Source organism: Adonisia turfae CCMR0081, assembly GCF_011009555.1.
GTDB lineage: Bacteria > Cyanobacteriota > Cyanobacteriia > Phormidesmidales > Phormidesmidaceae > Leptothoe > Leptothoe turfae.
The window spans coordinates 493,268-517,812 of sequence record NZ_QXHD01000003.1 but is presented as its reverse complement, the minus strand read 5'-3'; the positions used below and the strand labels follow the sequence as shown (position 1 = coordinate 517,812).

General features: G+C 49.1%; 21 protein-coding genes. 7 read left to right on the top strand and 14 right to left on the bottom strand.

The features are described 5' to 3' along the window. Positions 1–89 precede the first annotated feature (89 nt). The 5 genes from DXZ20_RS02900 to DXZ20_RS02880 all read left to right on the top strand — a co-directional run bounded on the left by DXZ20_RS02900 (position 90) and on the right by DXZ20_RS02880 (position 4,511). Positions 90–596 carry a tetratricopeptide repeat protein gene (locus DXZ20_RS02900; RefSeq protein ID WP_163696303.1) on the top strand — a complete coding sequence of 169 codons (507 nt, stop codon included), beginning with the start codon at positions 90–92 and terminating at the stop codon, positions 594–596. Then, entirely contained in the window at positions 584–1,261 is a 678-nt protein-coding gene (locus DXZ20_RS02895) for a DUF3153 domain-containing protein (RefSeq protein ID WP_163671373.1), read from the top strand. Before DXZ20_RS02900 ends, DXZ20_RS02895 begins: the two co-directional genes overlap by 13 nt. 136 nt (positions 1,262–1,397) lie before the next feature. Beyond that, positions 1,398–1,754, top strand: coding sequence for a lipopolysaccharide assembly protein LapA domain-containing protein (locus tag DXZ20_RS02890; RefSeq protein WP_163696301.1), 357 nt, complete (start codon positions 1,398–1,400; stop codon positions 1,752–1,754). A gap of 343 nt (positions 1,755–2,097) precedes the next feature. Continuing rightward, positions 2,098–2,952 carry a segregation/condensation protein A gene (locus DXZ20_RS02885; RefSeq protein WP_163671375.1) on the top strand — a complete coding sequence of 285 codons (855 nt, stop codon included), beginning with the start codon at positions 2,098–2,100 and terminating at the stop codon, positions 2,950–2,952. A gap of 392 nt (positions 2,953–3,344) precedes the next feature. Then, positions 3,345–4,511 (top strand): nucleotidyltransferase family protein, encoded by a 1,167-nt coding sequence (locus tag DXZ20_RS02880; protein WP_163671376.1) that lies wholly within the window; start codon positions 3,345–3,347, stop codon positions 4,509–4,511. A gap of 130 nt (positions 4,512–4,641) precedes the next feature. On the opposite strand, the gene DXZ20_RS02875 is transcribed toward DXZ20_RS02880, so the two are convergent. The 10 genes from DXZ20_RS02875 to DXZ20_RS02830 all read right to left on the bottom strand — a co-directional run bounded on the left by DXZ20_RS02875 (position 4,642) and on the right by DXZ20_RS02830 (position 19,567). Continuing rightward, positions 4,642–5,490, bottom strand: coding sequence for an EamA family transporter (locus tag DXZ20_RS02875; RefSeq protein ID WP_163696299.1), 849 nt, complete (start codon positions 5,488–5,490; stop codon positions 4,642–4,644). Between the two features lie 85 nt (positions 5,491–5,575). Continuing rightward, on the bottom strand, positions 5,576–5,740 hold the full coding sequence (locus tag DXZ20_RS02870; RefSeq protein ID WP_163696298.1) for a hypothetical protein: 165 nt from the start codon (positions 5,738–5,740) through the stop codon (positions 5,576–5,578). 211 nt (positions 5,741–5,951) lie between these two features. Then, positions 5,952–6,536, bottom strand: coding sequence for a DUF3611 family protein (locus DXZ20_RS02865; RefSeq protein ID WP_163671379.1), 585 nt, complete (start codon positions 6,534–6,536; stop codon positions 5,952–5,954). A gap of 136 nt (positions 6,537–6,672) precedes the next feature. Further along, positions 6,673–7,554 carry an S-methyl-5'-thioadenosine phosphorylase gene (locus DXZ20_RS02860; protein ID WP_163696296.1) on the bottom strand — a complete coding sequence of 294 codons (882 nt, stop codon included), beginning with the start codon at positions 7,552–7,554 and terminating at the stop codon, positions 6,673–6,675. A gap of 335 nt (positions 7,555–7,889) precedes the next feature. After that, positions 7,890–8,852 (bottom strand): protochlorophyllide reductase, encoded by a 963-nt coding sequence (locus DXZ20_RS02855; RefSeq protein WP_163671381.1) that lies wholly within the window; start codon positions 8,850–8,852, stop codon positions 7,890–7,892. 386 nt (positions 8,853–9,238) lie between these two features. Then, positions 9,239–9,535, bottom strand: a complete 297-nt coding sequence (locus DXZ20_RS02850) for a hypothetical protein (protein WP_006518424.1) — start codon at positions 9,533–9,535, stop codon at positions 9,239–9,241. A 706-nt stretch (positions 9,536–10,241) separates the two neighbouring features. Beyond that, positions 10,242–13,232, bottom strand: a complete 2,991-nt coding sequence (locus tag DXZ20_RS02845; RefSeq protein ID WP_163696294.1) for a DUF4347 domain-containing protein — start codon at positions 13,230–13,232, stop codon at positions 10,242–10,244. Between the two features lie 431 nt (positions 13,233–13,663). Further along, on the bottom strand, positions 13,664–14,758 hold the full coding sequence (locus DXZ20_RS02840) for a TIR domain-containing protein (RefSeq protein ID WP_163696292.1): 1,095 nt from the start codon (positions 14,756–14,758) through the stop codon (positions 13,664–13,666). A 158-nt stretch (positions 14,759–14,916) separates the two neighbouring features. Beyond that, a complete protein-coding gene (locus tag DXZ20_RS02835) occupies positions 14,917–18,087 on the bottom strand; it encodes an efflux RND transporter permease subunit (RefSeq protein ID WP_163696290.1) in 3,171 nt (1,056 codons plus the stop codon). 163 nt (positions 18,088–18,250) lie between these two features. Continuing rightward, positions 18,251–19,567, bottom strand: a complete 1,317-nt coding sequence (locus tag DXZ20_RS02830; protein WP_163696288.1) for an efflux RND transporter periplasmic adaptor subunit — start codon at positions 19,565–19,567, stop codon at positions 18,251–18,253. 753 nt (positions 19,568–20,320) lie between these two features. Here DXZ20_RS02830 and DXZ20_RS02825 point away from each other — a divergent pair. Beyond that, positions 20,321–21,052 carry an AzlC family ABC transporter permease gene (locus DXZ20_RS02825; RefSeq protein WP_163671386.1) on the top strand — a complete coding sequence of 244 codons (732 nt, stop codon included), beginning with the start codon at positions 20,321–20,323 and terminating at the stop codon, positions 21,050–21,052. Continuing rightward, the gene (locus tag DXZ20_RS02820) at positions 21,049–21,369 is read left to right on the top strand and encodes an AzlD domain-containing protein (protein ID WP_163671387.1); all 321 of its coding nucleotides are present in this window, start codon (positions 21,049–21,051) and stop codon (positions 21,367–21,369) included. Before DXZ20_RS02825 ends, DXZ20_RS02820 begins: the two co-directional genes overlap by 4 nt. Before the next feature lie 50 nt (positions 21,370–21,419). On the opposite strand, the gene tsaA is transcribed toward DXZ20_RS02820, so the two are convergent. The 4 genes from tsaA to DXZ20_RS02800 form a co-directional block, all read right to left on the bottom strand. Continuing rightward, positions 21,420–22,163: a tRNA (N6-threonylcarbamoyladenosine(37)-N6)-methyltransferase TrmO gene (gene tsaA / locus DXZ20_RS02815; RefSeq protein WP_163671388.1), complete on the bottom strand. Its 744-nt coding sequence runs from the start codon at positions 22,161–22,163 to the stop codon at positions 21,420–21,422. Between the two features lie 85 nt (positions 22,164–22,248). Then, on the bottom strand, positions 22,249–22,998 hold the full coding sequence (locus tag DXZ20_RS02810; protein WP_163696286.1) for an anti-sigma factor domain-containing protein: 750 nt from the start codon (positions 22,996–22,998) through the stop codon (positions 22,249–22,251). Continuing rightward, complete coding sequence (locus DXZ20_RS02805; RefSeq protein ID WP_163671390.1) at positions 22,995–23,552, bottom strand: sigma-70 family RNA polymerase sigma factor; 558 nt, start codon at positions 23,550–23,552, stop codon at positions 22,995–22,997. Before DXZ20_RS02805 ends, DXZ20_RS02810 begins: the two co-directional genes overlap by 4 nt. 108 nt (positions 23,553–23,660) lie before the next feature. After that, the coding region (locus DXZ20_RS02800; RefSeq protein WP_489670941.1) for a phosphohexomutase domain-containing protein at positions 23,661–24,545 on the bottom strand (885 nt) is incomplete at its 5' end.

The following is a 24,545-nucleotide window of genomic DNA, read 5'->3' as shown; positions in this document are numbered from 1 at the left end:
AATCGTGTAGGGATGTTCCATGGAACGTCCCTACACAATTCACCGTAAAATATCTGAGCACCAGGATATTAGACCAGAGACTAGCCGCAATGCCAAATGCAGCCAATCAACGTGCCCAAGCCGCCTTTCAATTGGGGCAACAGGCCTTTGAGCGGGGCCGCTATGCCGATGCCGTCAACGCCTTTGAACAGGGCATCGCTGAGCAACCGAGTATCGCTTTAGATGGGGAGTTAAAACTATGGCTCGTGAATGCATTAGCCGCTTCAGATCGGCGTCAAGAAGCCATTGAGCTATGTGGCAAGCTGGCCCTGCATCCAGACTTGGACGTCAGAAAACAAAGCAAACGGGTGCTGTACATTATCCAGGCTCCAAAACTACAGGCCAGGGAAGAATGGCTCACTAAGATCCCAGATCTGGCGACCCTGGAAAGTAGCGAGGAAAAACCCTGGCAACCCCGTCCACCCAAGTCCCGTCGCCTCAAGCCACCACCACCGCCCCTGCCCCTCAGTGAAGTTAATACTGAAGATAATGGCTTTGTATGGTTTGCCTTGATGGGTAGCGCCATTGTACTGGGGGGGCTTTGGTGGCTAAGTTAAGGCATCTGATCGTTCGACTACTGGTGATTACAGCCCTATCCCTGGGGTTAACAGGCTGTGTCGATTATCAATTGGGCATACAGTTTGGCAGTCAAACCCACGGTGTTTTAGTCCAAACTCTGCACCTTGACGATCAGTTTGTTGCCCTCAATAACAATGTCCGGCAGCAGTGGCTGGAGATTTTTATCGAAGAAGCTAAAGTCTTTTCAGGCAAGGTAACCTCTCTAGACGATGGCGCACTCCAAATACGCATCGACTTCTACAACGGTGCTGACTTAGTGCAGAAATTTAATCAACTTTTTGCCGAAGATGGACTGATGACCCAGGTGCCAGGGGCTCCACCTGTACTGGCCCATTTGGACCTTACCCAACAAAATTGGGGTGTAGCTCTGCTCAATCATCTCCAGGCTGACATTGACCTGGGTGCCCTAAAAGCCGATAGCGCCATTGGTGATGGTGGAGCCTTAGATCGCTGGCGCACCTTAACCCTCAGTTTTCAGTTAGGTTCCCTGGGTAAAACCCACCAGTGGCCCTTGAAACCCGGCCAGGTGAACACCATCGACACCACATTTTGGCTCCCTAGCCCGATTGGAATTGGGGCTGTGGTCATTGCCCTGATCTGTGCTGCTGGCTATGGGGTGCGGTATGGATTTAATCGAAGGTAACGCCTGATAATTTTAGGGTTTGATCAAATAATGCCAGCCTGACAGTCTTTTAATAAATAAAAATGTTCTCCCGATTCTGACTGTCCTGTAGTAGCCTGTACCTGACCTATATAAAACACGATTTGAGGTGACTGCTATGCGGCAGATTAACTTTGTCGTTATCTTTGTCATTTGCTTAGCCCTCGTACTGTTTGGCATTGAGAATACAGAGTCCGCTACTATCCATGTTGTGCGTGGGGTGAATATTGAAGCACCACTGTGTATCGAGCTCATGATTTCTCTGGGTGTCGGTGCGGTTCTCGCCTGGGTATTTAGCGTGTGGGTGCAGGTACAGGGATATTTCAATATCAACCCTCAAGTCCAGCAGCGGGAAATGCGCATTCAGCAGCTAGAAGAAGATGTCGAGCGCTATCGAGTGGAACTGGAAGACCTACAGCCCATGCTGCCAGGTACTGCCAATAAAGATGCTGGTACTGAAGAAGCGGTTGCTTAGGTAGGTGTCGCTAGCAGGCGCGTCGCTATGCGGGTAGCCTGGGCGTTGCCCTACTCACATGAGGTAAAAAGGGACGTGAACAGGGCAATGGGATATTTCCCACCCGGCTCAGGTCTCTTTTTTCATTTTCGATAAATAATTGGTTGATCTAAACCTAGTGCTGTAGAACATTTGTTCAATGGTCATTTTTTACTCGTTTCTAAACCGGTCGATGGGTCTTTGTAACTGAATTGGACAGTTTTTTTTGAATTTTCAATTCTTCTAAGCTATAGTGCATCTGTTCACGCTAGATGTAGCGTCAGCTAATAGTAGCGTCGGCTAAATAAAATACCAGGCTGTGTTTATGGCTAATTCTTTAGCTCAACGTGCGATCGCATTTCTGATTGACCTTTCCGAACGCGGTGAAATTGATCCGTGGGATGTCAATGTCATCGACGTGGTTGACCGCTTTCTCAAAAGCCTCAAGGAGCAAGCGCCCATCGCCCATAACGGTCGGTCGCCCTACGAGAAAAATCTAGCTGAATCAGGTCAAGCCTTTCTTTACGCAGCAATGCTGGTGCTACTTAAGGCCGACACCCTCATTCGCGCTGAGATTGAAGAAGAGGTTGATGAGTTCGAAGATCCTGAAGAAGCGTTTGAGCCCCAAGGCTACGCTAAACGCCTGCCTCCTAATTTAGAGCGCTACATCCATCGTCGGGCGGTGGCCAACCCACCGGAACAGCGTCAGGTCACCCTCCAGGAACTGATCTCCCAGCTGGAAATGATGGCCGTCGCCATGGCTAACCCCACCCCCCGCAATCGTCATCGCGGTGCTAAGCCCCATTCCAAACGCAAGGCCATTAGCACCATTGCCCAGCTAGCCCACCAGGAAAACCTATCGGAAATTGCCGACGCTCTTTCCTCCTTCCTAGACCGATATTGGGAAGAACTAGAAAGCGCCATTGAATGGATGGACTTTGAGCGCCTCTTAGAGCATTGGGCCCATTTTCGCCCCGATGTTTTAGGCGGTCCCATTACCACAGAACTAACCGACGAAGACTATCGCCATGAAAAAGTTGGTGTTTTTTGGGGGCTGTTATTCTTATCGTCCCAATCTAAGGTAGAGCTGGCTCAAGAACGATTTTATCGCGACCTTAAAGTGAGACAGCTAAATGAGGCCACCCTGAAAGATGTTCCGGCGTATGTACTACCTGATTAGGCAAGACAGATTGAGACAGATTGATTGATATTGCATTTAGCCGCATGTCCGTAGTAAAGTACATTTGGCTAGTGTCAGGCGATGTCATAAATCTACAAAAATCAATATTTGTCCGGGGCTCTGTAAGGCATCAATGAAGACCATCAATAAGCGTGGGTATACTATAAACATGCTTGCTACTATCTTGACATTGCCGAGCTTTTACTTGCTTGCAGGTGTCAGTTTTTGTCGGTAATGGCAAATTTTAGGAACTTACTTAAATTTGTCTTTCGATAGCTCTTGTCAGTTCGTGCATTTAAGCCACGTGCTTGTTGCCGTTGCAGGTTATTTGCAGCTGCAACGTTTTTATTTTTACCTCTTACGCTGTTAGTTAAGGAATAGAGAGAGCATTTATGAAAGCCATGATCTTGGCCGCAGGGAAAGGTACTCGTGTACGTCCCATCACGTACACCATTCCAAAGCCGATGATCCCCATCCTGCAAAAGCCAGTGATGGAGTTTCTATTAGAATTGCTAAAACAGCACGGCTTTACGCAGGTTGTGGCAAATGTGAGCCACCTCGCAAATGAAATTGAAGGCTATTTTAGAGATGGTCAACGCTTTGGTGTTGAACTGGCCTATTCCTTTGAAGGTCGCATTACCAATGGTGAGCTAGTGGGCGATGCCCTGGGCTCTGCTGGTGGTATGCGTAAAATTCAGGACTTTTCACCGTTTTTTGATGATACCTTTGTCGTTCTTTGTGGTGATGCACTCATTGACCTGGACCTCACTGAGGCGGTTCGGCAGCACAAGGAAAAGGGCTCCATCGCCACCATCGTGATGAAGTCGGTGCCTCTAAAGCAGGTGCCTAGCTATGGTGTGGTGGTAACTGATGATACGGGTCGTATCAAGTCTTTCCAAGAAAAGCCCAAGGTCGAGGAAGCTCTCAGCACCAGTATCAACACAGGTATCTACATTTTTGAACCTGAGATCTTTAAGTACATTCCCTCCGGTCAGGAGTTTGATATCGGTGGCGACCTGTTCCCCAAGCTGGTGGCAGCTAACGAAGCGTTCTACGGTATCACCATGGACTTTGAGTGGGTGGACATCGGTAAAGTGCCTGATTACTGGCAGGCCATCCAAGATGTTCTGACTGGTCAGGTAAAAGGTGTTGGCATTCCTGGTCAGGAAGTAAAACCTGGTGTCTTCACGGGTCTGAATGTGAAGGCCAACTGGGACAAGATCACCATCGAAGGTCCTGTGTACATCGGTGGGATGGCTGAGATTGAAGATGGTGCCACCATCATCGGTCCTAGTATGATCGGTCCTAATTGCTGCATTTGCAGTGGTGCCCTGGTGGATAAGAGCGTGATCTTTGAATATTCACGCATCGGTCCTGGGGTGCGCCTAATGGACAAGCTGGTGTTTGGTCGTTACTGCGTGGATAAGACCGGCGCATCCATCGATATGCAAGAGGCTGCCCTCGACTGGTTGATTACGGATACCCGTCAAGCAGTGCTGGCTGAGCCTCCCATTGAGCATCGTGCCATTACTGAGCTGCTCAACGAAGCAATTGTATGAACGTTTCGTTTTAACCAGAGTTAAGAACACGTTACCCCCCCGAGTGCGATCGCACTCGGGGGGTGCTTTTTGTCTATCTCATCTCCCAGGCCTAATCTCCCAGACCTCATCTCCCAGACCTAATCCAGGCCTAATCTTTAACGGGCACACCGTAGCGCGCCGACCCAGCTGCAGCGATGGAAATCAAGACAATGGCAATGAGCGATCGCACCGTTAGCGTTTCGCCCAAAACTAAAAAGCCAGAGGCTGCCGCCAACATCGGCTCCACACTCAGTAAAACGCCAAACACATTCACCGGTATCCGTCGTAGAGCCACCAGTTCCAGGGCATAGGTGGCCGAAGAGAGCGCGGCCACAGCCAGGCCAGTCACCAGCAGACGTCCATCCAACAACGCTGTACCCGCCGCACTGATGCCAATGGGCGTCAATATACAGGTACCAAACACCATGGCCCAAGCCAATCCTTCTATCCCGGCCACCACATTCCCCGTTGCTGCCGCCAGCAGGATATAGCCAGCCCAAGCCATCGCTGCTAGACCCGCAAACCCTAACCCCAGAGGGTCTAAGCCGCTACCCTGCAAAGGTGCCAGCAAGATTATCCCCAAGGCTGCCAGGGTTACCCACACAACATCTAACCAGCGTCTCGACTTGATCACCGCCAGCCCCAATGGTCCAATAAACTCAATTGCCACCGCCACCCCTAATGGGATGCGGTCAATGGCCAGGTAGAAAGACGTATTCATTAACGTTAAGACACCGCCATAGGCCATCACTAAAGGCCAGTGTTTACGGGTCGCTTGCCAGCCTGGACGCCACAGCACAAACAACAACACTGCCGAGAGGGCCACCCGTAGAAATACGGTGCCCAAGGGACCCGCCAGTTCAAATACAGACTTTGCCAGGGCAGACCCTAGCTGCACCGTCACACCCGCCAAAATAACCAGCGTTGGCGCTGGAATGCGGTCTGCCAATGATTTCATGAATTGTCGTAATAAGAGTAATGAACCGTGGGGTTAATCGTATATCTGCCTGGTGACGGACTCTTATTCTATGCTTGATGCCAGCCTAGGCAGCAGACGACTGCTGGCTCACATTATTTTGGTTGTTTTCTGGGGAGAGTCTGTTTTCTGAGGCAACCTTACACAATGCCAGTAGCTGAGCTGGGGAGAGCCGCCCCTGTAGGTACAGCAACCAAACGCGATCGCATGTAACAGCAGCTTTTTCTTCCATAGTGCACCTTCCAGGAACTCACGGGGTCATCTCATCTACTCTAGCTAAGCCTCCGTAAATGGAAGGTTGAGACGTGCCAAATGCTACACCGGTCGATATGAAACCAATGGAGCAGATGCCTATCGTTTCCCAAATGGGCCACAAGAGTTGTACTCGCTGTTCCTGAATTGTTGTTGTTCAGATAGCCGAACTGCTTATAAAATTAGGTGTTCTAAGATTGTTTGTTAATTTTCCAAGAGAGCCATAGCGAGCCAACAATGCCAGCAAAGTGAGAAATCAAGGTATTGATGGTTGCTTGCACTAAAAACACATCCAGCGGTTCCACAGCCAGGGTGGGGTTTGCCACCGCAATGCTCGACTGGGGCTGAGAAATCACCTTTAGCATTAGGCCACCCACGACACCGCCAGCACCCAGCAAACCACAAAACATCCCTAAAACACTGATGATTAAACCTGTGGCAATCATCTTGGCCGCATTCTTAGGCTTCGGCCTTAAATCTGGGTTGCTAGATTTGAGCCTATGGGCAAAGCGTGTGTATTGAAACGCCCAGAACACACCTACATACACCGCAGCTAAACCGACGGCAGCCAGAAAGAAACCGCTGCCTGCGGCAGCATTCTCGGCACCACCGCGATTACTGACCGACTGTAGCCCCAACAAAGACGTGACAAATAACAGCGTGGCAATCACACCACTCACTATTTGCACCCAGAAGCTAACCCAGCCTACGAGGCGAAAATTGTTAGCAATCCGACGGACAGCTGGGGGTAAAGAATAACCAAGTTCACCGGTCATAATGTATTCCAGAAGCGTCTACATATCTTAGGCATTCTTGAACCAATTGGTAAACCTTGCTTGAACGTTACACTGGCCCAGCACAGATCCAGCACCCTTAATGCCTTAGACCATAGATCATAGCTAAGGCTAACCGTTAGTCCGTAGGCAGATACTTCTCCAGTAATAGCTTCAATTTATCTTTTGTCGTTGCAGGTGCCATGTCCAACGGCGTAATCACAGCATACTTCAGAGCGGCATGGGCTTCTGACGACGGTGGATTCTCTGTTAACCGACGCACAACATCACGAATGACAAGCTGGGCATTGACAGCATTCTTTTGTAAATTACCGATCACCATTTCCACTGTCACATTGTCATGATCGGGATGCCAACAGTCGTAGTCAGTTGCCATGGCTAAGGTGGCATAGGCAATTTCCGCCTCCCGCGCCAGTTTTGCCTCTGTTAAATTGGTCATGCCAATCACCGTCGCCCCCCAGCTGCGATACAGATTAGACTCTGCCTTTGTAGAAAACGCAGGTCCTTCCATACACACATAGGTGCCACCTCGATGGAGTGTCACCCCATCCAGGTCTAGGCTTTCGACAGCATCACCTAGGATAGTCGCCAGATTTTTGCAAACCGGATCCCCAAAAGCGATGTGGGCAACGATGCCATCCCCAAAAAATGTGGCCGCCCGATTTTTTGTCCGGTCAATAAACTGATCCGGGATGACCATATCCACCGGTTTCACCTCTTCTTTTAGAGAGCCCACCGCCGATGCCGATACCAGATACTTCACCCCCAGACTCTTCATCGCGTAGATATTTGCCCGAAAGGGAAGCTCCGTAGGCATCAGCCGATGGCCCCGACCATGACGTGCCAAAAAAACGACGGGAGTACCGTCTAATTTGCCGTAAATAAAGGCATCGGAGGGGTCACCAAAGGGGGTATCGATTGTCATCTCTTCGACATCGGTCAAGGCATCCATTTTATAGAGACCGCTGCCGCCAATAATGCCAATATCTGCCTGCACCATAGAGATCCTGTTCTGAAACTGCGTTGAGTTACTCGCACGCCATAGTACAGGAGTGAGACCTGCTAAAGCCGATTTTTTGGGATCTGTTTATAGATGAGTGATGGCGAAGTTGCCTGAATAACGGCTGCTGATAAGAGAATTTTTTGGGGTTGAAAAAGAAGTCAAACGCCAGGGCTATCAATACCTATTGCTAATTACCAAAAACTTCCCCTCCAAGGAGGGGCTCCGGGGTGGGTTGACCGCTTACGCCATCGGTCGAAACCCACCCCGTCTAACCAGCACCTCTCCCGAGAGGGGATGACCTTAGATCTGGTTGTCCTTAGGGGAACCAATCCCTATGCCATGCCGACTAGCTTCTCGCTTAGCTCCCACAGACGACGCGCTTTCACATCGTCTAGAGCCTCATTCGACATTTCCTGCACAAAGGACTTACGGCCCTCCTGCTGGCGGTTACCCCAGCTCCAGTAGTAACCCGATTGCTCATAACCAGGATCAGCAGCCACAGCAGCAACGCGATCGCCAGCGACGGCTTCGGTCACATAGCCCTTGGTAATGTTCTTTTGGAACCAGGGGAAAATGGTCCGAAATGCTGGGTAGTGGTTGCGGAAAAGTTGGGTTTCGGCAACGCAACCAGGATAGAGAGAACTAAATACAATATTGGTAGACTCGCTATAGCGACGATGCAGCTCGCGCATGGTTAGCACATTGCACAACTTGCTGTCTTTATAGGCCTTACCGGGCTTAAACTTTTTGCCGTTGGCCATAGTGACCGGTGCTTTGAAGCCCTGCTCGAAACCTTCAAGGTTACCCAGGTCTGGTGGTGCAGGGAATGGGATCTTGCCGCCTAGTTCCTTGGGATTAGCAGTTACAGTACCCAGGATGACCAGACGAGGATGGGACGATTTTTTCAGGTCCTCCAGCATCAGGTTGCACAGCAGGAAGTGCCCCAGGTGGTTTGTTGCCATGCTCAGCTCGTAACCGTCTTCGCTACGCATGGGTTCCTTGAGCAGTGGTAAATAGACAGCGGCATTGCAAACAAGGGAATCTAATGTTCTGCCACTGGCACGAAAGTCTTTTACAAAGCTACGTACACTATCTAAACTGGCCAAGTCTAACTTGATAATGGAATAGGAACCATCGGGCATACCGACTTCCTTTGCCACTTTTTCAGTTTTAGGCAGATTGCGACAGGCCATTACCACGTGCCAGCCTCTATCAGCCAAAGCCTTTGCTGCGTATAGGCCAACGCCGGAGGAGGCCCCGGTAACTACCGCCGTTGATTGCTGAGATTGGTCCATGGGTGTTGATGTCTAAAAGCGAGTCTAAAGTGGTTTTGATCCGTTAAGTACCCTAGGATCTCATACGGTTGAGCGCTAATAGCTATCTGAAATAAACCTTAAGCAATATGGGGCTAGGTTAGGGCTTATGGAGATATATTAAGTAATGTTACGGCTTCGAAGATCGCACTTTGGGTCATAGGATACAAAATACGGGAGATAGACGTTTTCTCCGATCTCCCGTATGCGTTTATTCAGAATGGCTGTTGTATCATACAGGTAGCCCTAAGCTTCAATTTGGATAACATTTAGGCGCTTGCACTTAAATTAAATAAGCACCCCATTATTCCATCACTCATCCACCCATCTATAGCCCCAACCTGGGTCTTTATTTTTGTGCAGTCCCCTTAACTCTTAGGTGATCGTGCAACTTTGCCGCCAGAACCACCGGTAGCGCCCCAAGACGGGGAAGAACCTTTGCCTTGGGTCTTGCAAAAGGTACCTTGAAATCGTTCGGGATCGCCAAAGACCAGTTTGGGCTGATGTTCGACTTTTTGTTCATTTGGTTCCTGTACCAAGCCCAGAGCTTGTAACGCCTTAGGGGTCCAGGGTTTACCCATAAACATAAACATGCCGGGGGAGTTAGAAATGGGCAGGTACATATGGCAACGGCGTTTGGTATGCCAAAAACGTTGTTGTTTCATGACAATGCGCTGTAGAAGAACGGAGAAAGATTTGCGGGCAATAGAAAGTTAAAGAGGCTAGAAATATACGTAAAAGTGTTGATGCTAGGAGAAAAATAGTCTGAGATAGTTAAATGATTACAGACTATTTTCTAGCAGGTAGCACTAGCGTTTGCTTACCCAAATCAGGGCCAGCATTAACAAAAGAAAGAATTTTTTTGATAAATATCCAGCAGGCAACAACAGCTATCGAATTCGATAGTGTTGGTTGGCGATCTCGGGCTTCCCGGGGCAAGGAAGTTGACTAAGCCGGTGGTGATTAATTGGACATAATCAGGTAAGCTGACTATCTAAGGTTGATAAATGCTATTTGTGATACAACCTCGTATGAGACTTTCTATCCGTTCTACTCTTCGTACAGCTACGGGTTTACCCGGATGTTTTTTCAAGTTTTTTACAAAGCCCTAAAGCCTTGCCCTATAAGCATTTGAAGTTTTAAGTATAAAGATATACTGAGGTTTTTGCAGAATCACTGAAAGTTTCTTGACGTGAACGCGCAAGCAATTCTTTACAGGGGGCTGATATTGAAAGATTGTAGTTCACTGGTTCCCCGTTGAACCATCTCACAGTTTCAGCGCATCTTAACTATGAAAGGACCGGTTGGATATCCAGCCGGTCCTTTCATGGGAATGGTTTAGGGTTCAATCAATCATGCCCTAGCGAAAAGCTAGATAGTGGAAAATCGAACAACAACATCATCAAAGTCTCGATCACCAAGACCCGCTTGATCTTCGATGCCAAAGGCGTTGTCACCCAGATGTTTAATGTGGTCGTTATTGCCAGTATTAGCACCACTGTGACTAAATACGACTTCGTCCACAGTTGGGTCTATGCCATCAATAATGACAAAGATGCCCAGGTGCAGACCGCCAGTGAGGGATGCTTCAAAGGTATTTGTCTGACCGTTAGTACCCGATAGGTTGATGTTTAATCGGTTTGCGATCGCAGCCTCTTCATACCCTACATCTCCAGGCATCAAGGTTTGTCCTGTGAAGGTATCGATAATTCCACCATTGGCAAAGTCAGTGGTGTAAAAATCAATCGTATTATCCATTGCAGCCTCTCGATATACCGAGAAGCTCATGGCAAGTTCGGAGGATTGAGCAGTTAAATCAATAGACTGAGCATCGTTAACCAGCAGGTTTGTATTCACAGTTGCAGTGGCCAACTCAACACTCAAGCTGACACCATTGCTAAAGTCTAGTAGTACTTCAGAATCAGACACTGAGCTTGATGTTGCAAACAGAGTCTGACCATTATCTCGAATAGCAAACTGGAGTTGTTCACCGGGATCAATGCGATCGCTATCGACCGTAAACAGAGGCAGCGTATTCATGGCTAGCTCGTTATAGTTCAGTAACGAAAACTGGCCAATGGGCTCTCCAAAGTCCGTAGGCGATGTCCCAGCACCAAAAACCATAACATCCTTAACCTCAGTTATCGTCCCCTGGAGAAACGTTAACCGAATAGTGTTGTCATTACCTAGTTCCGTCACTTCCACCCCGTTGGTGGACGGCAAGACCGTGAGTAAGCCGTTCAATGGAGGAGAATCATCATTGCCATTGTCAGGACCAGCCGTGGGCGGCTCTTCTGAAGGCTCTTCAGGGTCTGGATTAGTGACTGGTACCTCGGGGTCAGGCACAGGCGGCTCCGGCACCACAGGCTCTTCTTCTTCCTCCACAGGGTCCGGGAGTTCCGGCTCAGTAATTGTATACACCTCGTCAATGGTCGGTTCGCGCAAAGTTAACCCATTGCCCACAATATCCGTAATGTCTGGATTCCCAGCCAAGTCAATGCCAACGATATTGTTAGGTGGGGCACTCGCATTAACCGTAACAGAAATTTCATAGCGAGTGCTGTCTATGGCAGTCACGGAATCGATGGTGGCTGTTGGATCCCCATTAATCACAAAATCTTCTAGGCCAACGTTAGTCACCGCCTCACTAAATGTGACCTCAAAGACCACTGTATCGCCGCTAACAACTTCATCGGTAGGAGCCTTGCGACGAATGCTCTCTAGTACAGGCGCAATCTCATCAACAACCTCGGGTGGTTCTCCCAACCGTTTCACAACAGCACCTTTAACAATAGCTCCCTCAGCATCAAAAGTCTCTCGATAGAGAACATAGGGAATATTGTTAACATCAAATTCAAGATCAGGAAAGTTCATTGGTCCAATGGAAAACCCACTGTCCCCCAGATAAACCCAAGTGTCATTCTCTAGAACTCTGACCGAAACCTTATCTTTCTTGGCTTGATCAACAATGGCCAGATGTAAAACATTATTGTTGTCAAACTCGATATCAGGGTGAAATCCACCTGCGGTGGAGGCATTATTGTTGCCAACCTGCACCCAATCAGTGCCGTTAAACCTTTCTACAATGGCTTTATTCCCTTCACCATTGCCCCGGGCGCGATAAACCACATAGGGCACATTGTTGTTATCAAACTCGATGTCGGGCGCGTAGGACTCTGCCCCAATCGAAAATGCCTCTGTGCCAACAACGCTCCATTGCCCATTGATAAACCGTTGTACAGTTACCCTATTGGTGCGGCCACTGGCCGAAAGATACGCAATGTAAGGAACACCATTACCATCCACATTCAGATCAGCGGCCTCAATTTCACCACTCGAAAATCCAGGCTGGCCAACATTTACCCAAGTAGTACCGTTAAACGTTTGAACAGTGGCTCGTCCATCCTGGTTTCTATCGGTGTAAGCAATGTAGGCCCTATCCCCATCAAAGGTGAGGCTAATATCTTTCAAACCACCTGCAGAAAACCCAGGTCTGCCGACATAGACCCAGTCATTCCCGTCAAACTTCATGACAGAGGCCCGGTTTCTGTTAGCGCTATCTTTGAAGACAACATAGGGCGTATCGTTAGAGTCAAACTCTAACCCTGCAAAACTTGCATTACCGCCAGGAAACCCTGGTGTTCCCACAGTTACCCAGTCGACACCATTAAACTGCTTGACCGTAAGTTTTAAGTCGTTGCCACCATCCTGAAAAATGATGTAGGGCCTACCTTGACTATCCAGTTCAATATCAAAGTCATTGGCAATATCTTGAGAAATGGCACCAGATCCCACCTGAGTCCATGCCAGCGTGCCTTGATAGCCCTGTAGTGTTTCTGGTGTAAACAACGAGTTAGCAACAGGTAACCATTCACCATTACCGAGCACTTTGGCGCTAGCAATAATTGTAGCTGACGTGATCTCGGTAAGGCGCTGGATAAAGTCTTGACCCACATTGTCCTGGGCAACATTACAGGCCATCAGGGTAAGCTTAGCCTGGTTAGTCGAGGCAAACCACCGCTCTAACTGTTGTGCATAATCGTCTAAGTTATGTAGCTCTAGTGTGGCCGATCCAAGACCCATGCCACCAGGGAAGCCATGGCCAATTAGGGTGAGATCGTGGGTTGGATTTTGCTGTAGAAATGTTGTAATTTGCTCTATGCCATCACGCTCTTTCGTCAGCACATAGGCTTGAACATTGGCCTGTAAACCATCTAACAGTAAGTTTAGGTTATCAATGTGTGGATCAAAAATAACAGTCTTTGGAGTAATAGATGTTTTTCCACGGCGGCAGGCCACCGATACGCGTGGGTTGACCACATCAACAATACGAGTGTGGGTCAGCACATTTAGTAGTGGCATAGATTAAAAACTTGGGTTAGTATTGAGTTGAACCGTCTTTGAAAATGAAAAACATAAAGCATAAAAATAAAGCATGAAAAGACTGTTTTGATGTGCAAAAACACACCACCTTTACCCAAGGTAGATAGAGCTTTTCACGTGCTTCATGTTTGGAGATGCTGATCCTTGTGCTTTGAAATTAAGAATAAAAACAGAATTTATATCTGAGAACCCGGTAGTAACAAGTTCTACAGCGTCTTAATATAAAGACATAATTATTGTGAATTTAATATTTAAAGCCAGGACATCTACAAGTAGAAAAACTTGATGAAATCTTTTAGATCAAGGCACAATAAGGCAGTAGCGGATTTTTGTGTTGTGTTTTTGGTCCTATAGTCGCTAAAGTTAACAACATGGCTCGGTAGATTTTTGCTGGTGTTTACCATGGAGTGCTAAGGGGTTTCAGGTAGAGTCATGGCATGCCATGACTCTACTACACGCCGAATTCCCTGTACTACATCCAGAAAGGCTTCGTCCTGATCATCCCATCGAGTCACTGGCTTTGCATCTTTGGGTAACGCCTGTAGCTTCTCAAATGGTGTTCCTTTAAAGTCCACCGGCTTCAAAATGATAGGAATCACCCGCGCAGTCCCAGCCTTGTGACGTTCCATGGCCTGCGCCAGTTCAATATCATGGATATAGTTTGATGCCATAAACCGAGGTGTCACCAACAACAAAATAATCTGCGCAACTTCTAATTCAGATTTGATCGCATCATCCCATTCTGTTCCTGCTTCAATCGCCCGATCTTGCCAGGGCTTAATCTTCTTTTGTCGCGTTAGTGCCGACAAGTGAATCTCTAGTTCTTCTTTAAGGCCCTCATCCTTATGGGAATAGGAAATAAATACACCTAGCGGTTCATTTAGATCAGGATTGGTCACGGGTGGAGATGCTGGTGGAGACGCTGGCTGAGTTTTGGTTTTCACATTCCCCTTCAACAATACTGGCACATCCTCATCCCCCGTACTATTGAGCGCCATTGCCACCTTGCCTGACTCAAACGCAAAGTCCACCGACTCCCCAGCCCCCAGCGCATCATAAAACCCTACTGCAAACTCAATCGCAGCACGGTCACCCATAGCGTCACTCATGCCTATCACATAGGGTATATGCTCCACAATTGCCTGTGCCTGCGCCTGCGAGTAACACCCATTTAGTAGCACACAGTTAATCGGCGATTTCTGCTCGATCAGCTGAAACAAACCTGCTAAAGCAGCTCCCGACACCAGCTGACTATTACCCGACACATCCTCAAAATACAGGCCTGCATCGCCAGCACCATGCCCAGAAAAATGAACGATCTGCGGCGATTCTTCTAGCATCGCCCGCTGCAAATCACGAGGACGTACAGCCCAGCGTTGCACAATCTCAAACTCATCACGATGACTAGCCCGTTGCAGTCCCTCACTAATATCCCGAACTTCTTCACCTATCCGTAAACGTGCAGTATCATTCGGATTCGCCGCAAGCATCAGGATTTTAGGCATTGATAGAGCATGGAGTAAGTCGCTCTTAATATAGCCTGTTAGTTTTAGCCAGTCAGTTACTAGATACAGAAATTCGGAATTTTAGCCAAAAAAAATCTGCAGAGGTCAAGTCTATCTGCAGATTTTCCCTCCTCGGAGGGAGCTGTAAGCGGGGTGGGTTAAACGCCTGTTCCCGTCATTTTTCTCTCATATACAGCCATTTGCTCACCATCATTTGGACCCTTCGGAGGCTTAAACTGTTCGCTTAAACTCTTCACCACGATGTACAAAATCGGCACAACAAACAAACTCAAGAAGGTTGCCACAAACATGCCGCCAAATACCGCTGTCCCCAACGACTGACGGCTGCCCGCGCCCGCACCTGTTGCAATTACCAGTGGGAAAATACTACTCAGTGTGGAAATTGCGGTCATCAAAATTGGTCGCATCCTTGACTGAGCGGCTTCTAACGACGCCTTGACAATGGGTAACCCCTGGTCCCGCAGCTGATTGGCAAACTCCACAATCAAAATCGAGTTCTTACTGGCTAAACCAATCAACATTACCAAACCAATCTGGCAATATACATCGTTCGGTAATCCCCGCATCGACTGAGCCAACAAGGCTCCAAATACCGCTAGCGGTACCGCAAAGAGAATAATCACCGGGTCCACATAGCTCTCGTACTGGGCTGCCAATACCAGGAATACAAAGATAATCCCCAAGCCAAAGATAATCGGAGCCTGACTACCCGATTCAATCTCTTCTAATGCACTGCCCGTCCACTCATAGCCAAGGCTGGCTGGCAATACCTGAGCGGCGACCTCTTCCATGGTGTCAATGGCCGCACCAGAACTGACACCAGGTGCCGCCGCGCCATTAATTTCAATAGAGCGGAAGAGGTTGTAATGGTTAATCGTTTGGGCTCCAGTGGTCTCACTCAGACTCACCAGACTACCCATGGGAATCATCACGTCATTGTTAGAACGGACATAGAGTTTGTTGATATCGTCTGGAGCTGAACGATATTGCTGATCGGCCTGAACATATACCCGATAGGTGCGTCCCTGCAACGTAAAGTCGTTAACGTAACGCGACCCGAGATATGTCTGCAATGTGCCAAAGACTTCGTCGATGTCCACATCCAGTGCTTTAGCCTTATCGCGATCGACATCAATCTCAATCAGAGGAGAGTTCGCTGCATAGGTGCTAAACACTGCATTGAGATTAGGGTGTTGATTGGCTGCGCCCAACAGGCCAAACATGTTTTGCACCAGGGTATCGATGGTCAGATTGCCACGTCGATCCTGTAGTTGAAACTGGAAACCGCTAAAGCTGCTTAAACCTTGAATAGAGGGTGGGTTTACCGGAAAGACACGCGCTTCAGTAATGCTGCTAAATTCGCCAAAAAGCTGACCAATCAAACTAAAGGATGTTATGCCCGGTGGTCGCTCTTCCCAAGGTTCTAGTGTCGTGAAGACGACACCGTTGTTAGCAGTGTTACCGTTAAAGCTAAATCCACCCACAGCAAATGTGGCTCGTACACCGTCCTGGGCCAAAATGGTTTCTTCCACCTGACGCATGACCTTACTGGTCTGGTTTAGGGAAGACCCCTCTGGACCCTGGATCAAGGTAATGAAATACCCCTGGTCTTCATCGGGTAAAAACGCTGATGGCACACTGTTATATAGCCAGCCGGTCAATACCAAAGATGCTACAAATGCTGCTAAAACAAAGACTTTGAACCGGTTGAGAATCTGTAGGGCACCGCCATACTGGGCGCGTATATTGTCAAGTAAACGGTTAAAGGGATTGAAGATAATGTCTAGCCAGCCGTGGCTGCCGGTATGTTGGCGCAGCAGCAAACCGGCCAGGGTGGGGGTGAGGGTCAGGGCGTTGAAAGTGGAAAGTGCGATCGCAAACGCAATGGTCAGTGCAAACTGCCGATATAGCGCCCCCGTAGTCCCTGGGAAAAACGCCACCGGAATAAACACCGCCATCAGCACTAGGGATGTGGCAATGACCGCCCCGGTCAGCTCCCGCATCGCCTCCACCGCCGCCAGCCTCGGCGACATGCCCCGATTCTGAATCTTCGAGGCAATATCTTCCACCACCACAATGGCATCATCCACCACCATCCCTGTGGCCAGGGTGAGACCAAACAGCGTCAGACTGTTGATGGAAAAGCCAAAGATTTTAACAATGGCAAAGGTACCGATCAGAGCCACCGGAATGGTAATCGCCGGAATAAGCGTCGTTCGCCAGTCCTGGAGGAAGAGGTAAATCACCAGCACCACCAGACCCACTGCCTGAACCAGCGTCCAGACTACGCGAGCAAGAGACTGGCGGACAAACTCTGTCGTGTCGAAACCAACACCGTACTCCATGCCCTGGGGAAACTCGTCCGCCAGCTCTGCCATCACATCTCGTATACCCTGGGCCACCTGCAAGGCATTACTGCCCGGCAGTTGGAAAATACCAAGACCTACCGATTCATTGCCATTAAATCGCAGGAATGTGTTATAGCTTTCTGCCCCCAGCTCAGCTCGTCCCACATCCTTGAGTTTTACCAAAGCGCCATTCTCTCCGGTTTGAATGACCAGTTCTTCAAACTCAGAGACTTCCTGCAAACGGCTGACAGCCCGCAGGTCAATCTGGAAGGTTTGGTCTTCCGGTGAGGGAGGCTGACCAATTTGACCCGCACCCACCTGAATATTCTGTTCTTGCAAAGCCTGGACTACATCATCAGCCGTCAGCTCTCGTCTGGCCAAACGCTGCGGATCTAACCACAGGCGCATCGCATAGGTACGTTCGCCAAAGATAACCACATCCCCAACACCGGGCACCCGTCGCAGGGCATCCACAATGTATAAATCGGCGTAGTTACTTAAAAACACACTGTCAAACGTGCCATCCTCTGAAAACAAACTCATGCCCAGCAGAATATTGCTGTTCTGCTTGGACACGACCACACCGGTCTGCCGCACTTCTTCCGGTAGCTGGGGCTCTGCCAGCGACACCCGGTTTTGCACGTCGACGGCTGCAATATCCTTGTCGCGGCTGGCGTCAAAGGTGACGACAATATTGCTAATGCCGCTATTACTACTGTTGGAAGAAATATAGCGCATCCCTTCCACCCCGTTAATCTCCCGCTCTAACACGGTGGTGACGGCTTTCTCAACGGTTTCGGCATCGGCACCAATATAGGTGGCCGTTACATTAACTTGGGTGGGACTAATGTCTGGATACTGGGCAATGGGCAGTGTAGGAATGCTCACCGCACCAATCAACAGAATGATAATGGCGCAGACGGTGGCAAAAACAGGCCGCTTAATAAAATAGTTGACCATGGAAAGATGCCAATAGGGTGGGGGGTAGGGGCTGGTCTTGTATTGTTAATTGCTTAGGCAAAAAAGGCAACGTAGGGGCTGGTCTTGTACCTACCCTAGACGTATGGGGTAGTCCTGTACTTCCCCTGGGCGGAAGAGGAATTGAAATGATCCAACAACAGACTTAAGGAGATACACCGGCCTCAGCCGCTTCTTCCTGGGGAGTAATCGGCACACCGTCCTGCAAATTTAATAGACCAGTGGTCACAATCTCTTCTCCGGCGGAGAGACCCTCTAGCACTTGAAAGTTGTTGCCCTGCATAGCGCCCAATGTAACTGGTCGTAGCTGAGCAACCGGTCCCTCAATGGGGGGCTGCCCATCTTCTGGCGGTGGTGCATCAGCTGCTACATAAACAAAGGATTGTCCCCCTAAACGGGTAATGGCCGTCGCTGGAATCAATAGACCAGGACGTTCATCTAAAATAACGCGCACGTCTACGCGCTGGTTATCCTGTAAATTGCCTGCTAAATTCGAAAACCGAGCCTTTGCCAATACGGTTTGGGTTGAGACATCTGTTTGAGGTGAAATGAAACTTAGAGCACCAGTAGCCACGGGTTCGCCAGCACCAAAGGTCAGTAGCTCCACCGGCATGCCCAGTTGAATTTCACCGAGCTGTTCAGCAGGAATATCTATCTCCAGCTCCAGCACTTCATTTTGGGTGATGGTGGTCAATGTCCCCCCCACTTGCACATAATCCCCCAGTTCCACTGGAATATCGCCAACCACACCGGCAATCGGTGCGGTCACCGTTTTATCCAGCAAGTCTTCACGGGTGGCCTCTGCTGTGGCTTGGGACTGTTCTAGAAATGCCTCGGCTTGGCTCAGACTTGCCTGAGCCGCCTCAATTTCCTCTGTGGCAGCCTCTAAAGACGCAATGGCCGCGTCGCGATCGCGTTCTACCTCATCCAATTCCTGCTGTGACTGAGCCCCTGCCTCCACAAGACGTTGTGTACGCCCAAATTCAGTGTTTTGTAACTTCACATCTGCTTCTATGCGAATACGCTGCGCCACCAACGATTGCAGTTGAGCCCGAGAGTTATCCCGAGCCGATTGCGCTGCACTGACACTGGCCAACGCTGCACTCAGCTCAGCTTGAGAGCGATCGGCACTCAGCTCCATAATGGGATCACCTGCCGCTATCTGGTCACCGGATGAAACATAGATGCGAGTAATCCGACCATCGGCTTCCGGCTGCAGCACCACCCCCGCTTGGGCGTCTAACGTGCCAACAAACGTAGCCTGATCGCGTAAAGTTTCTGGCCGCATCTGTTCTATTGTGACAGGAACAGCACCCCCCATGGGCATACCCGATGGTCCGCCACCTCTACCTAACAATAGCCACAGTGCAAAGCCTCCTCCAGCCAACACAATCAAAGTTGCCAGCCAAATCAACCAGTTACGCTGACTTGGGACCTGAGATGACACAGAGGAGGACTGCATGGAGGATGTCTCTAATGCTGTTGAAGAACCAGAGTGTGAAGTCATAAAAGCTAAAAAACTGACAGGAGCCGCTAGCAGCGATCCTTGGTCGATAGTTCCATATTATCGAACTTTGACAGATTCAAACCGAAGTTCGGATAATGTTCAGACAATAAACAGGTGGAAAAACAATTGGATCACCTAAGGACCAAAAGACAAACCATCGTTCAATTTAACGGATGCCCCATGGCATTGAACAATTACAACAACGTTGTGTTTAAATTCTCTTGTGGGACTAAAAATAGGCTAGAAAGTAACTCTCAAAAAACTCCGTACAACAAAAAACGCGACTGGTGCAGGTTGAATAAGTCAAACGCCTAGTAAACGCTGTACTAGGGCCTGATATGGTCCACCATAGCGCATATCTATTTTTTTATGGGGCGTGTTTTTTTGATGGAATCCCATGAGTGGCATTCATGATCAGGATTGTATTCAGTCAATGCTGGTGGGCCAGGGATATTAGCGATCTCACAGTTAATTTTCAGGCAGTCAGGGCCGATTTTTTAGGTGTGTATCATGTATTACCGATATTCCCCTGACAACATCTGCTGCTAGACCCCCTCAATTTATAGTGGACTCTAGCTACTCAAAAGAAGATGCCTATTCCTCTGGTGATTATTACTTTCTCGATGAGCGTCATTTAGTGCAAAAACGTTCAAGACAGGCCTAGTTAAGCCGATCTAAGCTTTGGGTGATCTTGCATTAGATATTCCCATGACTATGGTCTCTAAGCTGACCCAGCGTCCCTGGCATGAGTTTTGGGCGGGGGCTCGGCAAACTATCCCCCTGATCGTCGGCGCAATTCCGTTTGGCATTATCTTTGGTACCCTGGCTCAGTCCAGCGGACTCTCCTTTGGGGGGGCGATGGGTATGTCAGCCGTTGTCTTTGCTGGTTCGTCCCAGTTTATTGCCTTGGGGCTGTTGGCAGCGGATACCCCCATCGGTATTATCATTCTGACGACCTGGGTGGTCAATCTGCGACATCTGCTCTACGCCGTTAGCCTTGTTCCCTATGTCAAACACCTTAGCCAGACATGGAAGTTACCGTTGGGGTTTTGGCTGACTGATGAAAATTTTATGGTGGCCATCCAACGCTATCGCCAGGATGATCCATCCCCTCACAAACATTGGTTTCAGTTTGGCTCAGCCCTGGCCATGTATGTTAATTGGCAACTGTGCACCCTGCTGGGGCTGACACTGGGTCAAAGCATTCCCAATGCCAGTGCCTGGGGGTTGGACTTTGCCATGGTCGCCACCTTTATTGGCATGACAATTCCCTATTTAACGAATCGACCCATGGTGGCTACGGTTGTCACGGCAGGCGTTACGGCTCTGCTCGCCCGAGGCTTGCCCCATCAATTGGGTCTGATGGTCGCTGCGATCGCAGGCATCCTTGTGGGTGTCCTACTCGAAAACTACTCAAAGAAGCTCAAAGAAGAACTATGACGAACGAAGTACTACTGCTGGGCGGCATGACCCTTGTCACCTTCTTGATCCGCTACCCGCTCCTCGCCATGAGTGGTCACATTACCTTGCCACCTCGACTACTGCAGGCCCTAACCTATGTCCCTCCGGCGGTATTAACTGCCATTATTGTCCCCAGCGTCCTCATAGAAGGCGGTAACCTTTGGCTCGGGGTGGGTAATCCGCGTCTGATGGGTGCTCTAGCTGCGTTAGGGGTGGGGCTTTGGAAAAAGAATCTGCTGCTAACAATTCTTGTCGGCATGGGAGTCTTTTTGTTGTGGCAAACTCTTTTTAGTTGACATCGCAGCATAGGCGTATGTTATCTCTGGGCAGGCACAAGGCACTGCCCCTACAGGGTTTTCGGGGTGGGTCTCCTCTCAACTCGCTCTAATTTCACAACTTCAGCTATGCCATTTTTCACGGTCCAAAAGACGCTGTAATGGCTGACCTGCATATTCCAGCGCTGCCCCTCTCGGCCATCTTTTCCACGTTCATATCCTGGACGTGGATCCTGCGCTAGGGTCTCTTCAATTAAACGGCGTAGTTTCTCTGGTTCAGGCTCTAGGCTTTCAATTAAAACTGATTCAGCGTTGTTATTCCAGCGCACTGGCAACAATATTTGCTGCTCCACCGTCCAGGCTCCATCAGCTGTGGGAATTGCATCTGCATAGGGCACATAGGGTTTGACATCAATAACCGGCGTACCATCTAAAAAGTCTCCTCCCTGCACCTGCAAACGCAATTTTCTCTTCTTTTCAGTCATTCCCAACAGTTTGACAGCACTCATGCCAATGGCATTGGGGCGGTTGGGGCTACGGGTGGCATAGACGCCAACACTCTTATTACCCCCTAAGCGTGGGGGTCTCACCAGGGGCTTAAAATCACCGTAGGATTGCCCATGGAATATAAACAAAACCCACAGATGAGAAAACTCCTGGATGCCCCGCAGTGCTAATTTATTCTCTTCTGTAGCCTCAAAAACAATATCTGCGTAGGCCGACTCTACCAACCCCGCCTGCCGAGGAATGCCAAATCGATCGGGATAACAAGATTGAATATAAGCTATGGGGGTAAACGTAACCTCGGCAACCATCAGACAGCGGCATCAAACACCTCCCAAGCATAATCGATGTAGGGGCGTTGCATGTAACGCCCCTACATTGCCTAAGTTCACGCCCTTAAATTGCCCCCGTCATTACCCGCACACCCGAAGGGTCAGGGTCCGTTTGACGGCCATCAATGGTGACAAATAACTCTGTGGTTTTTACCCCCTCCGGTGGTGTTTCATTGGGGGTAAATCTGACAAATATAGAACCATCGTCTCCCGTATTAAACTCACCACAGTAAATAACTGTTCCGTTCTCTAACGCTAACCACATCCGATAAACCTCGTCTGGTGGCAGCGGTGGCAAATCGCCTAATGAGACAATCACCTCTTGCCAATTACCGGGGGTAAATAATAGTGTGCCAGCCGCGTTGGTGCCATTGCCCGTCAACGCAATTAGCCGACTGTTGGGCTGTTGTAAAATGGCAGCCACTCGATCTTCTTCGAGCTGTTGGGCCAGTTGCTGCCGTAGTCTTAGATTGTCAGTGGCTAGGGCTAGGGTTGCGATCGCAGCCAGCCCCACCAAAATTTTCCAAATAACTCCCTTAGAACCCTGGGGCAGAACAGGTGCCGTTTCAAGTGACTTAGAGGGTACGAAAAACCGCTCCCGTAAACTTGCCGGTGGCGATATCTGCGTTAATCCTTGGGGCAGCAGCTCAAAACTCGCCTCCAGAGAATGCAATTCTTTCAAAACTGCCGGATCATCAAGGGCCAGCTGCTCCACCTGCGCCACCTCTTCCGAGGTTAAGTCCCCCAGCACATAACCTGAGAGCAACATATATTTTTCTTCTGGCAACGGACCGGGCCTGTTGTTGCTCATCATTCAACCACATCCCCTAATCGCTTCCTCAGTTCAATGAGCCCCTGACGCGCTCGCGTTTTTACAGTTCCCAAAGGCATATTTAACTGTCGAGCAATATCTGCATGGCTAATGCCCTGATAAAAGTTCATTTCTAGAACCTGACGCTGCTGATCTTTAAGTTGTGAGAGGGCTTGTCGCAAGGTTTCTTGCTGTTCTGATAAGGTGGCATTTTCCAGGGGCGTTATGGTGCGATCCGGTAAGGATTTTAATTGCTGTAGAGAACGCTTTTGGGTACTGCGCTTAGCAATTCGATCTAAGGCTCGCGAGCGAGTCACCAGGCTTAGATACGTACTTAAGACAGACCGATTAGGGTCATACTTATCCTGTTTCCAAAAATTAAAAAATATTTCCTGGGTGAGGTCTTCAGCTTCAGCGGGTTGTTTTAAAAATCTCAAGGCAACCGTATAAACTAAGCCACCATAGCGATCGTAGAGAACAGTAAGTGCTTCCTGGTGTCCAGCTCTCAAGCTACGAATTAACTCACTATCAGAAGCATCTGTAGAAAAACGAGCCATGTATTAGGGTACTGGGGTAATTGACCGCCTACCTAACGAGTATATAAAAAGGACCACACCCCAAGGGACATGATCCTCATCTCAGTTTGAACCAATCCAAATAAAGGACTAGCCCACTGAATTAGCCCAATCCTTAGCCCAGTTCAAGTGCTTGTGCACTTCTTCAAGGGTGGCTGCTTCGGAATAGAGACGCAGTACTGGCTCGGTGCCACTAAAGCGAATCAATAACCAGCTGCCATCCGCCAGGGTGAACTTATAACCATCAATGGAAAGCACATCGCCTACGACCTTACCGGCAACTTCAGTCGGTGTAGCATTTTGGAGTTGGTCCAGCAGCTTAGCCCGCACATCCATATTGGCCAGGGGCAAGTCAATCCGATCATAGGCTCCTGTGAAACCAGTCTGCTGTCGTAAAGCCTGGTGCAGCTGACCAAAATCTTTACCACTTTTCACCACAGCCTCTAGCAGATACAGCGCCGATAACAGCGCATCTCGCTCAGGAATGTGATGGCCATAGCCAATGCCGCCAGATTCTTCACCGCCGATTAACACCTTAGTTTCTAGCATGCGATCGGCAATGTACTTATAGCCAATGGGCGTTTCATGCACCGATAGGCCATGGAGCTCAGCTACCTTTTGCATCAGGTTAGAGCCGCTAATGGTTTTGATCACTTCACCCTCAAAACTACGGCGTTCCTTCAGGTGCTCAATCAAAATAGGAATGAGTACCTGGGAGCTCAAAAACTCGCCCTGGCCATCCATGCCAGCTACCCGGTCACTGTCACCATCGAAGATAATACCGACCGTCAAACCTTTGCCACCAGACTGGTAACGCTCTTTGATGGCCTTGTAGAGCTTGGGAATATACTTGGGCAAGGGCTCAGGAGCCCCCCCTTCAAACAGAGGGTCTGCGTCGCCATTAATTTCATGGATGGGCATGCCAAGGATTTTTTCAAACCCGCCTGCAGCAGAACCATGCATCACATCTGCAAA